This window comes from Pantoea sp. SGAir0184, assembly GCF_043544755.1.
On sequence record NZ_CP028050.1, the window covers coordinates 3,478,317 to 3,493,218 of the forward strand.

The window sequence follows — 14,902 nt, forward strand, 5'->3', positions numbered from 1 at the left end:
ATTAACGTACCTTGAGCGTTGCCAGGCCAATCAGCACCAGCATCAGCGAAATAATCCAGAAGCGCACGATCACGCGCGGCTCCGGCCAGCCTTTCAGTTCATAGTGGTGGTGAATCGGTGCCATGCGGAAAATACGCTGACCGCGCAGCTTGAACGAACCCACCTGCAGAATCACCGACAGCGTCTCGACCACAAATACGCCGCCCATGATCACCAGCAAAAATTCCTGACGCAGCAGCACTGCCAGCGTACCCAGTGCGCCGCCCAGCGCCAGCGAACCCACGTCGCCCATAAAGACCTGCGCCGGATAGGTGTTGAACCACAGGAAGCCGAGACCGGCCCCGACAATCGCGGTACAGACAATCACCAGCTCACCGGCGTGGCGCAGATACGGGATGTGCAGATACTCGGCAAATTTCACGTTACCGGTCGCCCAGGCCACCAGCGCAAATCCCGCCGCGACAAACACCGTTGGCATGATGGCCAGACCATCCAGACCGTCTGTCAGGTTTACCGCATTACCGGTTCCGACAATCACAAAGTAGGCCAGCACCACGTAGAACAGGCCGAGCTGCGGCATAACATCTTTGAAGAACGGCACCACCAGCTGTGTGGCAGGCGTATCTTTACCGGCGATGAACAGCGCGAACGCCACGCCGAGCGAAATCACCGACATCCAGAAATATTTCCAGCGCGCGATCAGGCCCTTAGTGTCTTTACGCACCACTTTGCGATAGTCATCAACAAAGCCAATTACGCCAAAACCGACCAGCACCACCAGCACGCACCAGACGTAAGGATTGGACGGATAAGCCCACATCAGCACCGAAACCGTGATGGAGGTCAGAATCATTATGCCGCCCATGGTCGGCGTGCCGCGCTTGCTGAAGTGCGACTCCGGACCATCGTTACGTACCACCTGGCCAATCTGCAGTTTCTGCAGCCAGGCGATCAGGCGCGGGCCCATCCATAAAGAGATGAACAGAGCGGTCAGCAGGCTGACAATGGCGCGAAACGTCAGATAGGAAAAGACGTTAAAGCCGGAATAAAATGCGACCAGATGTTCGGCCAGCCAGACTAGCATGTTCCTTTCTCCTGTAAGCTCTGTACTACCTGCTCCATGGCGGCACTACGTGAACCTTTAACCAAAATAGTGATGTCCGCATGTTGGGACAGCAGCGTGCGTAAACGTTCAGTCAGTTCAGCTTTACTGGCGAAATGTTCGCCCCGGCCGCTGCTTTCACTAATCAAATGGCTGAAGCTGCCGGTGCTCAGCACACAATCAATACCAGCGGCTTTCGCCGCTTCGCCCACCTGACGATGACAGGCTTCGGCTTCGTCGCCCAGCTCGCCCATGTCGCCGACCACCATGACGCGGAAGCCCGGCATATCGCCCAGCACCTGCGCAGCGGCGGTCATCGAACCGACGTTGGCGTTGTAGCTGTCATCCAGCAGCAGCTGATTACCGGCGAGGCGAATCGGGAACAGGCGCCCAGGAACGGGCTGTAAGGTTTTAAGGCCAGACTGGATAGCGGTTAACGGCGCGTCAACCGACAGCGCCAGCGCGGCAGCAGCCAGCGCATTAGCGATATTGTGCCGGCCCGGCAGCGGCAGTTCGACGGCGATGTCGCCGCGCGGCGTGTGCAGGGTAAACAGCGTGGCGTCAGCGCGCAGTACGATATCGCTGGCGCGGAACTCCGCGTCTGCCATCGGCTGCGGCGAAAAGCGCCACAGGGTTTTGTCAGCGAACTGCGGCTGCCAGTTGGGCAGATCGTTGCTGTCGGCGTTGATGATTGCGGTGCCGTGCACCGGTAAGCCGCCAAAGATTTCGCCTTTGGCTTTTGCCACGCCCGCCAGTGAACCGAAGCCTTCCAGATGCGCCGCCGCCAGATTGTTAACCAGCGCGGTTTCCGGACGCACCAGATTGGTGGTGTAGGCGATTTCACCCTGATGGTTCGCGCCCATTTCAATCACGGCATACGCGTGTTGCGGGGTAAGACGCAGCAGCGTCATCGGCACGCCGTAATCGTTGTTGAGATTGCCGGCGGTATACAGCGTTTCACCGCACTGGCGCAGAATCGCCGCGGTCATCTCTTTTACTGAGGTTTTACCGGAGGAGCCGGTCAGCCCCACCACGCGCGCTTTCGACTGCTGACGCACCCAGGCGCCGAGCTGACCAAAGGCGATACGCGTGTCAGCAACCACCACCTGCGGCACGTCAACCGCTAAACGACGATTCACCAGCAGCGCCTGTGCGCCACTGGCGATAGCGTCGGCGGCAAAATCGTGCGCATCAAAACGTTCGCCCACCAGCGCCACAAACAGGCTGCCTGGGGTAACTTTACGGGTATCCGTGGTGACTTCCGCAATAGTGAGATCGCTGCCGTGCAGCTGCCCACCGCTAATCTCTGCCAGGGTTTTCAGCGTAACCGGAATCATGCCATTACCCCCAGCAAACGGGCGACGGTGTCGCGGTCAGAGTAGTCAAGGCGGCGGTTGCCGATGATTTGATAATCTTCATGGCCTTTACCGGCCACCAGCACGATGTCGTCGGCGCTGGCCTGCATCACCGCATGGGTGACCGCCTGCGCTCGTCCTGCAATAACGCGGGCGCGGCCCGGATCGAGCAGGCCGGTGAGAATGTCGTTAACAATCGCCGTCGGCTCTTCGCTCCGCGGATTGTCATCGGTGATCACCACGATATCGGCAAACTGTTCGGCAATCGCGCCCATCAGTGGACGTTTGCCTTTGTCACGGTCGCCACCGCAGCCAAATACGCACCACAGCTGACCCATGCAGTGCAGCCGGGCCGCTTCCAGCGCTTTTTCCAGCGCGTCTGGCGTATGTGCGTAATCCACCACCACCGTCGGCTTGTGCGCGGCGGTGAACACTTCCATACGACCGCACACCGGCTGCAGCTGGCTGGCACTGGCCACCAGCGTGTCGAGCGGATAATCCAGCGTCAGCAGTGTCGCCAGCGCCAGCAGCAGATTGCTGACGTTAAAGGCGCCCATCAGGCGGCTGTCAAACTCGCCTTTGCCCCAGCTCGAACTGAACTGCACGTGTGCGCCGCCGTCGTGATAATCGATCGCCGTCGCCTGCAGCCAGCGGCCACGACAGCCGGGCTGCAGGTTGTTGCCCAGCGTGACAGCCACGGCATCCGGTAATTTTTCCAGCCAGCGGCGGCCCACTTCATCATCAGCGTTGATGATGGCCTCGCCTACCTGATGCTCAGAGAACAGCAGCCACTTGGCCGATTCGTAGCCCTGCATGTCACCGTGATAATCAAGGTGATCGCGACTCAGATTGGTAAATACCGCGGCGGCAAACGGCAGCGCGGCCACGCGATGCTGCACCAGACCGTGCGAAGAAACTTCCATCGCTGCCACGGTAGCCCCCTGCCCGACCAGGTCGTGCAGAATATGCTGTACATCTACCGCCGAACCGGTGGTGTTTTCACTCAGCACCAGCTGACCGTACAGGCCATTGCCCACCGTGCCCATCACCGCGCCGGTTTCGCCCAGCAGGTTGGCCCACTGCGCAATCAGCTGCGTGGTGGTGGTTTTGCCGTTAGTGCCGGTCACACCAATCAGCTTTAATTTTTCAGCCGGCTGCTGGTAGAAACGCCCGGCCAGCGCGGAAAGGCGCTGCGGCAGCTGGGCCAGATAGATAACCGGGACGCCGTGCATCTCGCGGATATCCCCATCGCTGGCTTCGCCTTCAGCCTCGGCAATGACCGCCGCCACACCCTGGGCGATGGCCTGTGGAATAAATCGACGTCCATCAGCATGATGGCCCGCCACGGCGATAAACAGATCGCCAGCAGCCGCAGCGCGGCTGTCCAGTGTCATGTCACGGAGTGGACGCGCCGGCGCGCCAGGCACCCACGGGGCCAGCAAGTCGCGCAGGTTACGATCTGTCACTTGATTCCTCACTTCTCTTATTCTTCACCAACTCGTTTTTATCCACCGTTGGCAGCGCATCCGGTTCAATGTTCATGGTGCGCAGCACACCGCCCATGATGGCGCCAAATACCGGTGCAGAAACCGCACCACCATAATATTTACCGGCCTGGGGATCGTTGATTACCACCACCAGCGCAAAACGCGGGTGACTGGCAGGCGCAACGCCCGCGGTGTAAGCAATGTATTTATTGACGTAGCGTCCGTCCGGCCCGACTTTTTTCGCGGTACCGGTTTTGATCGCGATGCGATAGCCCTTGATGGCGGCTTTAACACCACCGCCACCCGGCAGCGCCACGCTTTCCATCATGTGCATCACGGTTTTCACCAGGTCTTCCGGGAAAACACGCTCGCCCGCCACCGGCGGGTCAACTTTGGTAATCGACAGCGGGCGATTGATGCCGTAGCTGCCAATGGTTGCGTAGACTCGCGCTAACTGTAACGGCGTTACCATTAGCCCATAGCCGAAAGAGAAGGTGGCCCTCTCTATGTCAGACCACCGTTGTTTTTGAGGGTATAAGCCACTACTTTCCCCGACCAGCCCCAAATTGGTCGGTTTACCCAGGCCAAAGCGCGCGTAAGTTTCTACCAGCGCTGAGGAGGGCATCGCTAACGCGAGGCGCGAAACCCCGACGTTACTCGACTTCTGCAGAACCCCGGTAAGGGTCAATTCGTTGTAGCGCGCCACGTCTTTGATCTCATGGCCATTGACGCGATACGGCACGGTGTTCAGAACGCTGTTCTCTTTCACCACGCCGCGCTGCAGTGCGGTCATCACCACCATTGGCTTCACGGTGGAACCTGGCTCGAAGATGTCGGTAATAGCGCGGTTACGCATGACGTCTTTCGGCGTGTTGCTGAGATTATTGGGGTTGTAAGCCGGGCTGTTGGCCATCGCCAGCACTTCGCCGGTGTTCACGTCCACCAGCACCGCAGTGCCCGATTCGGCTTTGTTGAAGGCAACGGCATTGTTCAGTTCGCGGTACACCAGCGCCTGCAGGCGCTCGTCGATGCTCAGCGTCAGGTTGTGCGCGGCGCGACTGTCGACCGAGGAGATATCTTCAATCACCCGCCCGTAGCGGTCTTTGCGCACGGTACGTTCGCCCGGCTCGCCGGTCAGCCATTTATCAAAGCTCTTCTCGATGCCTTCAATGCCCTGGCCGTCAATGTTGGTGAAGCCAATCAGGTGGGCAGTGACCTGGCCGGCGGGATAGTAGCGGCGCGACTCCTGGCGCAGGTAAATACCGGGCAGCTTGAGCTTTTTCACGTATTCGCCAATCGCCGGGTTAACCTGACGGGCGAGGTAAATAAAGCGCCCTTTTGGGTTGGCGTTGACGCGCGCCGCCAGCTGATCCAGCGGGATCGACAGCGCATCCGACAAGGCTTTCCAGCGGCTATCAACGGTGACGCCGCCGTGCTCGGTCAGCTCTTTGGGATCGGCCCAGATGGCGTTAACCGGCACGCTTACTGCCAGCGGGCGTCCGGCGCGATCGCTGATCATGCCGCGTGCGGTAGGCACTTCCTGCACGCGCAGCGAACGTAAATCGCCTTCCTTCACCAGCTTATCCGGGCTAATGACCTGCAGCCACGCCACGCGCGACAGCAATCCGCCCAGCGCCAGAAGAATACAGCCGCACAGCAACGCAAAACGCCAGCTTACAAAGCTGGCCTTATCTTCCTGTTTTCTTAACTTCAGCGTTTTGCCTGCGCCGCTCATTGAGGTCTGCGATTCCTTATTTCTGCACCACAATATTTTCCTGTGAAGGATCAACATGCTGCAACTGCAGCTTATCGGTTGCTATCCGTTCTACCCGGCTGTGATCGCCCAGCGCATTCTCTTCGAGGATCAGGTTGCGCCATTCGATATCCAGCGCATCACGCTCCAGCACCAGCTGCTCACGCTGCGCCGTCAGCAGACGGGTCTTATGCGTGGTGGTCACCACCAGCACCGAAGAAACCAGCACGGCGATCAGCAGCAGCAGCGGGATCTTGCCAAAACGCAGCAGATCGCCACCAATGACGCCGGGCAGGCTGTGACGCTCATTGCCAATCACGATGCGGTTCTCTCAGCGATACGCAGGACCGAACTGCGCGCGCGCGGGTTGTCTTGGACTTCCGCTTCGCCAGGAATCAGCTTGCCGAGGGTTTTTAGTTCACGTCCGCCCAGCGCTTTCAGCTGGCTCTCGGTCATCGGAATCCCGGCCGGCACCTGCGGTCCGCGGCTCTGGTCACGCATAAAGCGCTTCACCAGCCGATCCTCCAGCGAGTGGAAGCTGATGATGGATAAACGCCCGCCCGGTGCCAGCACCGTTAATGCCCCTTTCAGCGCGATATCGATCTCTTCCAGCTCACTGTTGATCCAGATGCGTATCGCCTGGAAGCTGCGCGTCGCCGGATGCTTAAACTTATCTTTTACCGGCGTTGCCGCCGCAATCAGATCGGCCAGCTCTTTGGTGCGCGTCATCGGCTGTTCCCGGTTGCGCTCGACAATGGCGCGGGCGATGCGTTTCGCGAAGCGCTCTTCGCCGTAGGTTTTCAGCACAAACGCAATATCTGCCTCTTCCGCGCTCTGCAACCACTCGGCTGCCGACTGACCGCGCGTCGGATCCATACGCATATCCAGTGGCCCGTCGCGCATAAAGGAGAAACCGCGCTCGGCGTCGTCCAGCTGAGGCGAAGAGACGCCCAAATCCAGCAGTACGCCGTCGATTTTTCCGGTCAGCCCGCGCTCTTCGACATACTCAGCCAGCGCTGAAAACGGCCCGTGCACAATCGAGAAACGTGGATCTTTTATCTCAGCGGCTGCGGCTATGGCTTGCGGATCGCGGTCGATCGCCAGTAACTGTCCGTGCGCGCCAAGCTGCGACAGGATCAGGCGTGAGTGACCGCCGCGACCAAAGGTGCCGTCAATATAAATGCCGTCTTCCCTGATATTAAGGCCGTTAACCGCCTCATCCAGCAGCACCGTGGTGTGTTTAAAATTTTCCTGCATAGCTATAGCGACAAGTCCTGCAACCGCTCAGATAAAGGCTCCTGAGCTGACTGTTCTGCGTCAATATCGTCCTTAACTTGTTGATACCAGGTCTGTTCATCCCACAGCTCAAACTTGTTGAACTGTCCAACCAGCATCACTTCTTTGGTCAGGCTCGCATGCTGGCGCAACGTATTCGCCAGCAGTAAACGGCCTGCGTTATCCATCTGGCACTCGCTGGCATGTCCTAACAGCAGACGCTGCACGCGACGCTCGTTCGGATTCATACTGGATAACCGGGCCAGTTTTTTCTCAATAATTTCCCATTCGGGCAGGGTATAAAGCAGCAGGCAGGGCTGATGGAGGTCAATGGTGCAAACCATTTGACCCTGAGACTCTGCGAGCAGCAATTCGCGATAACGCGTCGGCACCGCCAGGCGCCCTTTGCTGTCGAGATTGACTAACGTTGCTCCACGGAACATGCCAGCCCTACCCCTCAGTTACCCGTTTTCACCACTTTATCCCACTTTTTACCACGAAACGAGTTTACGGAGCCGATGAAATCCTTGTCAAGCCGCAACGGCAAGTGAATATCACTCTTTACACCGAATGAAATTAACCGGAGAGAAGAATAAGAGGAGAATGAATGGTCAATTTAAAATTAACCTGATGAATAACAGTATAAAAAAAATTTGCGTCAGATTTATCGGTGAAAATTAGCGCAATTTTACCGCTGCGATTATTCTGCCCCAATCTGCGACGGCGGCGGCATTTTAGGGGATTTCTGAAAGGAAGCCCAGCACCATCGCGTCAGCTCTGCTATGCGCGATTGCTGAAGATGTAAACAAATAAGAAAATCCAGCGCCGATAATTCGTTAGCCGGGGCGATGATAATTTACGCTTTTTTACGCCCGTGCGCGTCTGGTTAAATATGGATGAGAGAAATTAGCGCGGGCGACGTCTCGCCCGACGCTTCATTTAGCGCGACGACTTAATTGTCCGCGGCGGAATAAATTACGGCGAATACGGGTTAAACCTGGCTTCGGTTTGCGTGGCTCATCCAGCGAAGCCAGCACCAGCTCCAGCACACGCTCAGCAACATCGCGATGGCGCTGCCCTACCGCCAGCACCGGGCACTCAAGAAAGTCTAATAATTCGTGGTCGCCGAAAGTTGCAATAGCCAGGTCAGTTGGCAAGCGGCCGTCACGCTTCAGCGTCACGTCCATCACCCCCTGCAACAGGCCAAACGAGGTGGTAAACAGCGCTTCGGGCATCGCGTGGTCTTCAAGGTATTTTTCAAACAGCGTCGCCGCAGCGGCGCGGTCGAAGCTGTTGCAATAGATGAAATCGATCGGGCGCTCATCGCCCTGCCACGCCTCGCGGAAACCCATTTCACGCAGGAAGCTGACCGACAGCTCCGGCAGCGCGCCGAGAAACAACACATTTTTTACCGGCAGCTGACGCAATTCAGCCGCCAGCGCCTGCGCGTCATCCTGATCGGCACCGACCACGCTGGTGAAGTGTTCACGATCCAGCGCGCGGTCCAGCGCGATAATCGGCAGCGGATCGTTGACCCAGCGCTGATAGAACGGATGTTCCGGCGGCAGCGACGTGGAGACAATGATCGCATCCACCTGACGCTGCAGCAGGTGCTCAATGCAGCGCATTTCGTTATCCGGCTGATCTTCGGAACAGGCAATCAGCAGCTGATAGCCGCGCTGACGCGCCTGGCGTTCAAGATAGTTGGCGATGCGGGTATAACTGGTGTTTTCCAGATCGGGGATCACCAGACCAATCGAACGGGTGCGTCCGGCGCGCAGGCCCGCAGCCACCGCGTTGGGGTGATAGTTGTACTCACGCACCACCGCCATGACTTTCTCAACGGTTTTGTCGCTGACACGATACTGCCGCGCTTTGCCATTGATGACATAGCTCGCCGTGGTGCGCGACACGCCCGCCAGGCGCGCAATTTCATCCAGTTTCACGATGACACCTTAATTCTGATAAGCCAGGGCTGGCGAAAATGTCCGCAGAGTAGCTAAGGGTAAAACATTTGTAACATCTAACCGCAGAACAGTACGCTGAGCAACCGCTTTTCATGCACAAGCGGCCGAAGCGCATAAAATAAAAAAACCCGGCATTCCGCCGGGTTAGCTTGAAAACCGATGATAACTTTGCGGTATTAACGCATTACGCGATCGCCGCGTGATACCCCGACGATGCCGGAACGCGCCACTTCAACGATTTCCGCCACTTCACGCACGGTGTTGAGGAACGCGTCGAGTTTATCGCTGGTGCCGGCCAGCTGAACCGTGTACAGCGTCGGCGTCACATCAATGATCTGCCCACGGAAAATTTCCGCGCTGCGTTTTACCTCTTCGCGACCGTACCCGCTGGCCTGAATCTTCACCAGCATGATTTCACGCTCGACGTAAGCGCCCTGCCCCAGTTCGCTGACGCGTAACACGTCCACCAGCTTGTGCAGCTGCTTTTCGATCTGCTCCAGCACTTTCTGGTCGCCCACGGTCTGAATGGTCATGCGCGACAGGGTAGGATCGTCGGTCGGCGCGACGGTCAGGCTCTCAATGTTATAGCCGCGCTGGGAAAACAGCCCCACCACGCGCGACAATGCGCCGGATTCGTTCTCCAGCAGAACTGATAAAATACGACGCATAATTAAGTCCTCTCCGTTTTGCTCAACCACATCTCATCCATCGCGCCACCGCGAATCTGCATCGGGTAGACGTGCTCGCTGCCGTCCACCGTGACATCCACAAACACCAGACGCCCTTTCGCCAGCGTGTCGAGCGCCAGCTGCAGCTTCTCTTCCAGCTCAGCCGGATGCTGAATCGCGATGCCCACGTGGCCATAGGCTTCCGCCAGGCGCACGAAGTCCGGCAGCGACTCCATATAAGATTGTGAATGGCGGCCGGAGTAAATCATGTCCTGCCACTGTTTCACCATGCCGAGGAAGCGGTTGTTCAGGTTCAGCACCAGCACCGGCAGGTCGTACTGCAGCGCGGTCGACAGCTCCTGAATGTTCATCTGGATACTGCCGTCGCCGGTCACGCAAATTACGGTCTCCTGCGGCAGCGCCATCTTCACGCCGAGTGCCGCCGGCAGGCCAAAGCCCATAGTGCCGAGGCCGCCGGAGTTGATCCAGCGGCGCGGTTTATCGAACTGATAGTAAAGCGCGGCGAACATCTGGTGCTGGCCGACGTCCGAGGTCACATACGCCTCACCGTGCGTCAGACGACAAATGGTTTCGATCACCGCCTGCGGTTTGATTTTGTCGCTGGTACGGTCAAACTCCAGGCACTTGCGGCTGCGCCAGCCTTCAATGCTCTGCCACCAGTCACGCAGGCTGTCGAGCTCCTGCTTCGCCTCACTCTGCGCCAGCAGCTCCAGCATCTGCGTCAGCGTCTGTCTGGCATCGCCGACAATCGGAATATCGGCGCTGACGGTTTTGGAGATCGAGGTCGGATCGACGTCAATGTGCATCACGGTGGCATTCGGGCAATACTTCGCCAGATTGTTGGTGGTGCGGTCGTCAAAGCGTACGCCGATACCAAAGATCAGATCGGCATTGTGCATGGTCATGTTGGCTTCATAGGTGCCGTGCATACCGAGCATGCCCACGCACTGGCGATGCGTGCCCGGGAACGCGCCCAGCCCCATCAGCGAGGTGGTGACCGGAATATTCAGCTGCTCTGCCAGTTGCAGCAGTTCCGCCTCGCAGCCTGAAGTAATGGCCCCGCCGCCGACATAAATTACCGGCTTGTGCGCCGCCAGCAGCGTCTGCAGCGCGCGCTTGATCTGGCCTTTGTGGCCCTGCAGCGTCGGATTGTAAGAGCGCATGCTGACGGTTTCCGGCCACACGTACGGCAGCTTATTGGCCGGATTCAGAATATCTTTTGGCAGATCGATCACCACTGGTCCCGGACGACCGCTGGCCGCCAGCCAGAAGGCTTTTTTCAGCACTGTCGGAATCTCTTCGGTGCTTTTCACCAGGAAGCTGTGCTTCACCACCGGACGCGAAATCCCCACCATGTCGCACTCCTGGAAGGCGTCATAGCCAATCAGCGAGGACGGCACCTGACCGGAGAGGATCACCAGCGGAATGGAATCCATATAAGCGGTCGCAATGCCGGTGATGGCGTTGGTAGCGCCAGGACCTGAGGTGACCAGCACCACGCCGACTTCGCCGGTCGCGCGCGCCAGGCCATCCGCCATATGTACGGCGCCCTGCTCGTGACGCACCAGCACGTGGTCAATACCACCGACCGTTTGCAGCGCATCATAAATATCGAGCACCGCACCGCCCGGATAACCGAATACCTGCTTAACGCCCTGATCGATTAACGAACGGACGACCATTTCGGCTCCTGACAACATCTCCATTTTCTGCCTCCAGGCTTGAGAGCCAGCTGCGCCAGCAAACGCTATCCTGCGTGCCGCTCGCATCTGTCCCTTTATTGCCAATTAAGATCAAAACCTTATGTTTATGCTCAGAAGACGCTATGCATTCCGTCTTCCAGGTACAGGGAATCTACCTGCGTGGATTCTTTTGAGAGTAGGTCGATTACCATAACCGCAGAAAACCCGGGCTGCAAACGTCATAAGGCGGCACGGCGCTGTCAGTGGCAAAAAAGGCACTGACGCGTGATTATCGCCCGGGAGGAATAAACTAATGCGATGGCATATGGACAGAGGAAAATGCTGGTTTGCAGATTATTTACAGCGTGTTGTAAGAAATATGATTTTCATATTGCCAGCGTGTTTAGCCCACAATTTTTTCCATTACCGCGTTTCTGGCGTGATTAACTCTTAAATCCCTCTTCCACATCACAATCTGCTAAGCAACAAGCTTTATCTTGTTTTTCCACCTGACGAATAAGCCTGACTAAAAACATATAATTCAGCAACTTAAAATTATCCGCTTTTTTTAAAAGATTTTTTAAAGTGGCATAACGCGCTAAGCCACCGTTTATTAATGGCAATGCTCTGTGATGGCCGATAATCCCAGCACATCGCCCTTTTCCGGCCAGAGAAATACCCATTCACTTAGGGTTGACATCGCCAGGCGAATCCAGTACCAATATGTGCAGCACTCATTTTACGAGGTTTGATTCATGTCACGTTCTTTTCGTCTACTCGGTCTACTACTTAACGCATCCAGTTTGCGCGGTAGACTCGTGGGCGAAATCAACAACTGATTCGAACCTGCTGAAAGTTAAAAAACCCGCGCCACTGCGCGGGTTTTTTTATGCTCGTAGCACCGGCGAAGTCAATGCAAAAGGAAGATGACCATGAGCCAGCAAGTAATAATTTTCGATACCACTCTGCGCGACGGCGAACAGGCATTACAGGCCAGCCTGAGTGTTAAAGAAAAACTGCAGATCGCCCTGGCGCTGGAACGGATGGGCGTGGATGTAATGGAAGTCGGTTTTCCGGTCTCTTCGCCGGGTGATTTCGAATCCGTGCAGACTATTGCCCGGACCATCAAAAACAGCCGCGTGTGTGGTCTGGCGCGCTGTGTCGAGAAAGATATCGACGCGGCTTACGAATCGCTGCGCGTGGCCGACGCCTTCCGTATTCACACCTTTATCGCCACTTCGCCGATGCACATCGCCACTAAACTGCGCAGCACGCTGCCGGAAGTGATTGAACGCGCGGTGCACATGATTAAGCGGGCGCGCAACTATACCGATGACGTTGAGTTCTCCTGCGAAGACGGTGGCCGTACGCCGATTGACGACCTGTGCCGCATGGTAGAAGCCGCAATCAACGCCGGCGCCACCACCATCAATATTCCGGACACCGTGGGCTACACCCTGCCGGGCGAGTACGCCAACATTATTGGTCAGCTGGTACAGCGCGTACCCAACATCGACAAAGCGATTCTGTCGGTACACACCCATGACGATCTGGGCATGGCGACCGGTAACGCCATTGCGGCAGTGCTGGCCGGTGCGCGTCAGGTCGAAGGCACGCTGAACGGCCTGGGCGAGCGCGCCGGTAACTGTGCGCTGGAAGAGGTGATCATGGCGATTAAAACCCGTCAGCAGATCATGAACGTGCACACCAATATCAATCATCAGGAAATCTACCGCACCAGCCAGATTGTCAGCCAGATCTGCAACATGCCGATCCCGGCCAACAAAGCGGTGGTCGGTTCCAACGCCTTCGCCCACTCCTCCGGCATTCATCAGGATGGCGTGCTGAAGAACCGCGAAAACTACGAAATCCTGACGCCAGAATCGATTGGCCTGCACAAAATTCAGCTGAACCTGACCTCCCGCTCCGGCCGTGCCGCCGTGAAGCACCGTATGGAAGAGATGGGTTACAAAGAGTCCGATTACAACCTGGATACGCTGTACGACGCCTTCCTGAAGCTGGCGGACAAAAAAGGCCAGGTGTTCGATTACGACCTGGAAGCGCTGGCCTTCATTAATAAGCAGAATGAAGAGCCGGAGTACTTCCAGCTGAACGAATTCAACGTGCAGACAGGCTCCAGCGTCACTGCGACGGCGTCGGTGCAGCTGGGCTGCGGCGAAGAGGCCAAAGCCGACGCCGCCACCGGTAACGGTCCGGTTGATGCTGTTTATCAGGCTATTAACCGTATCACCGGCTTCGATGCTGAGCTGGTGAACTACAAGCTGACCGCGAAAGGCCACGGCGAAAACGCGCTGGGTCAGGTCGATATCGTGGTCAACTACAACGGGCGTAAATTCCACGGCGTGGGCCTGGCGACCGATATCGTCGAATCCTCGGCGAAAGCGATGGTGAATGCCCTGAACAACATCTGGCGGGCAAAGCAGGTCGAAAAAGAATTGCAGCGTAAATTTAAAGATCAGAAGGAAACGGTGTAACTATGACTCAGTCTTATCATATTGCGGTAATGCCAGGCGACGGAATCGGTCCGGAAGTGATGGCGCAGGCCATGAAAGTTCTCGACGCGATTCGCGCGCGCTTCGATATGCGCATCACCACCAGCGAATATGATGTCGGCGGTATCGCCATCGATCGTCACGGTGAACCTTTACCCGCCGCCACCGTGGCCGGTGCTGAGCAGGCCGATGCCATTCTGTTCGGCTCGGTCGGCGGTCCAAAATGGGAACACCTGCCGCCGGCTGGCCAGCCTGAGCGCGGTGCGCTGCTGCCGCTGCGTAAACACTTCAAACTGTTCAGCAACCTGCGCCCGGCGGCACTGTACAAAGGTCTGGAAGCATTTTGCCCGCTGCGCAGTGACATCGCCGCCCGCGGCTTCGATATCCTGTGCGTGCGTGAGCTGACCGGTGGCATCTATTTCGGCCAGCCGAAAGGCCGCGAAGGCAGCGGCGCGCATGAACGCGCTTTTGATACCGAGGTCTATCACCGTTTTGAAATCGAACGTATTGCCCGCAACGCCTTTGAAGCTGCGCGCAAGCGTCGTAACAAAGTGACTTCCGTTGATAAAGCTAACGTGCTGGCGACCTCGGTGATGTGGCGTGAAATCGTCAACGAAGTGGCAAAAGATTATCCGGATGTGCAGCTGAGCCATATGTACATCGACAACGCCACCATGCAGCTGATTAAGGATCCGTCGCAGTTTGACGTTTTACTCTGCTCGAATCTGTTTGGTGACATTCTGTCGGACGAGTGCGCGATGATTACCGGCTCGATGGGCATGCTGCCTTCGGCCAGCCTGAATGAAGAGGGATTCGGCCTGTTCGAACCGGCGGGCGGTTCCGCACCGGATATCGCCGGCCAGAACATTGCTAACCCGATTGCGCAGATTCTGTCGCTGGCGATGCTGCTGCGTTTCAGCCTGAACGCTGACGCCGCTGCGGATAGCATTGAGCGCGCGGTAAGCCGTGCGCTGGAAGCGGGCCATCGCACCCGTGATTTGGCCGGTGACGGCCCTGCCGTGAGCACCGATGAAATGGGCAGCATCATTGCCGGTTACATCAGCGAGGAAAAATAACAA

The 14,902-nt window shown here is 57.3% G+C and carries 14 protein-coding genes; 3 read left to right on the plus strand and 11 right to left on the minus strand.

Annotated elements, in window-relative coordinates:
- Position 1 precedes the first annotated feature (1 nt).
- The 11 genes from mraY to C1N60_RS16615 all read right to left on the minus strand — a co-directional run bounded on the left by mraY (position 2) and on the right by C1N60_RS16615 (position 11,993).
- Positions 2 to 1,084: a phospho-N-acetylmuramoyl-pentapeptide-transferase gene (mraY, locus tag C1N60_RS16565; protein ID WP_021507563.1), complete on the minus strand. Its 1,083-nt coding sequence runs from the start codon at positions 1,082 to 1,084 to the stop codon at positions 2 to 4.
- On the minus strand, positions 1,078 to 2,439 hold the full coding sequence (gene murF, locus C1N60_RS16570) for a UDP-N-acetylmuramoyl-tripeptide--D-alanyl-D-alanine ligase (protein ID WP_394521105.1): 1,362 nt from the start codon (positions 2,437 to 2,439) through the stop codon (positions 1,078 to 1,080). The genes mraY and murF overlap by 7 nt, the downstream gene beginning before the upstream one ends.
- Complete coding sequence (gene murE, locus C1N60_RS16575; protein WP_394521106.1) at positions 2,436 to 3,923, minus strand: UDP-N-acetylmuramoyl-L-alanyl-D-glutamate--2,6-diaminopimelate ligase; 1,488 nt, start codon at positions 3,921 to 3,923, stop codon at positions 2,436 to 2,438. Before murE ends, murF begins: the two co-directional genes overlap by 4 nt.
- Complete coding sequence (locus C1N60_RS16580) at positions 3,910 to 5,679, minus strand: peptidoglycan glycosyltransferase FtsI (protein ID WP_088516656.1); 1,770 nt, start codon at positions 5,677 to 5,679, stop codon at positions 3,910 to 3,912. The genes murE and C1N60_RS16580 overlap by 14 nt, the downstream gene beginning before the upstream one ends.
- Before the next feature lie 16 nt (positions 5,680 to 5,695).
- Positions 5,696 to 6,016: a cell division protein FtsL gene (gene ftsL / locus C1N60_RS16585; RefSeq protein ID WP_021507567.1), complete on the minus strand. Its 321-nt coding sequence runs from the start codon at positions 6,014 to 6,016 to the stop codon at positions 5,696 to 5,698.
- The gene (gene rsmH / locus C1N60_RS16590; RefSeq protein WP_211724840.1) at positions 6,013 to 6,954 is read right to left on the minus strand and encodes a 16S rRNA (cytosine(1402)-N(4))-methyltransferase RsmH; all 942 of its coding nucleotides are present in this window, start codon (positions 6,952 to 6,954) and stop codon (positions 6,013 to 6,015) included. Before rsmH ends, ftsL begins: the two co-directional genes overlap by 4 nt.
- A 2-nt stretch (positions 6,955 to 6,956) precedes the next feature.
- Complete coding sequence (gene mraZ, locus C1N60_RS16595) at positions 6,957 to 7,415, minus strand: division/cell wall cluster transcriptional repressor MraZ (RefSeq protein ID WP_021507569.1); 459 nt, start codon at positions 7,413 to 7,415, stop codon at positions 6,957 to 6,959.
- A gap of 492 nt (positions 7,416 to 7,907) precedes the next feature.
- Entirely contained in the window at positions 7,908 to 8,918 is a 1,011-nt protein-coding gene (gene cra, locus C1N60_RS16600; RefSeq protein ID WP_010615604.1) for a catabolite repressor/activator, read from the minus strand.
- A 197-nt stretch (positions 8,919 to 9,115) separates the two neighbouring features.
- A complete protein-coding gene (gene ilvN, locus C1N60_RS16605; protein WP_010615603.1) occupies positions 9,116 to 9,607 on the minus strand; it encodes an acetolactate synthase small subunit in 492 nt (163 codons plus the stop codon).
- Positions 9,608 to 9,609: 2 nt separating this feature from the next.
- Positions 9,610 to 11,334, minus strand: a complete 1,725-nt coding sequence (gene ilvI / locus C1N60_RS16610; RefSeq protein WP_031279705.1) for an acetolactate synthase 3 large subunit — start codon at positions 11,332 to 11,334, stop codon at positions 9,610 to 9,612.
- A gap of 419 nt (positions 11,335 to 11,753) precedes the next feature.
- A complete protein-coding gene (locus C1N60_RS16615) occupies positions 11,754 to 11,993 on the minus strand; it encodes a hypothetical protein (RefSeq protein WP_282954734.1) in 240 nt (79 codons plus the stop codon).
- 72 nt (positions 11,994 to 12,065) lie between these two features.
- Between C1N60_RS16615 and leuL the strand changes: the two genes are divergently transcribed.
- The 3 genes from leuL to leuB all read left to right on the plus strand — a co-directional run bounded on the left by leuL (position 12,066) and on the right by leuB (position 14,899).
- On the plus strand, positions 12,066 to 12,149 hold the full coding sequence (gene leuL / locus C1N60_RS16620) for a leu operon leader peptide (RefSeq protein ID WP_125308910.1): 84 nt from the start codon (positions 12,066 to 12,068) through the stop codon (positions 12,147 to 12,149).
- A 93-nt stretch (positions 12,150 to 12,242) separates the two neighbouring features.
- Positions 12,243 to 13,805 (plus strand): 2-isopropylmalate synthase, encoded by a 1,563-nt coding sequence (leuA, locus tag C1N60_RS16625; RefSeq protein ID WP_021507571.1) that lies wholly within the window; start codon positions 12,243 to 12,245, stop codon positions 13,803 to 13,805.
- Between the two features lie 2 nt (positions 13,806 to 13,807).
- The gene (leuB, locus tag C1N60_RS16630; RefSeq protein WP_058759633.1) at positions 13,808 to 14,899 is read left to right on the plus strand and encodes a 3-isopropylmalate dehydrogenase; all 1,092 of its coding nucleotides are present in this window, start codon (positions 13,808 to 13,810) and stop codon (positions 14,897 to 14,899) included.
- Positions 14,900 to 14,902: the final 3 nt, after the last annotated feature.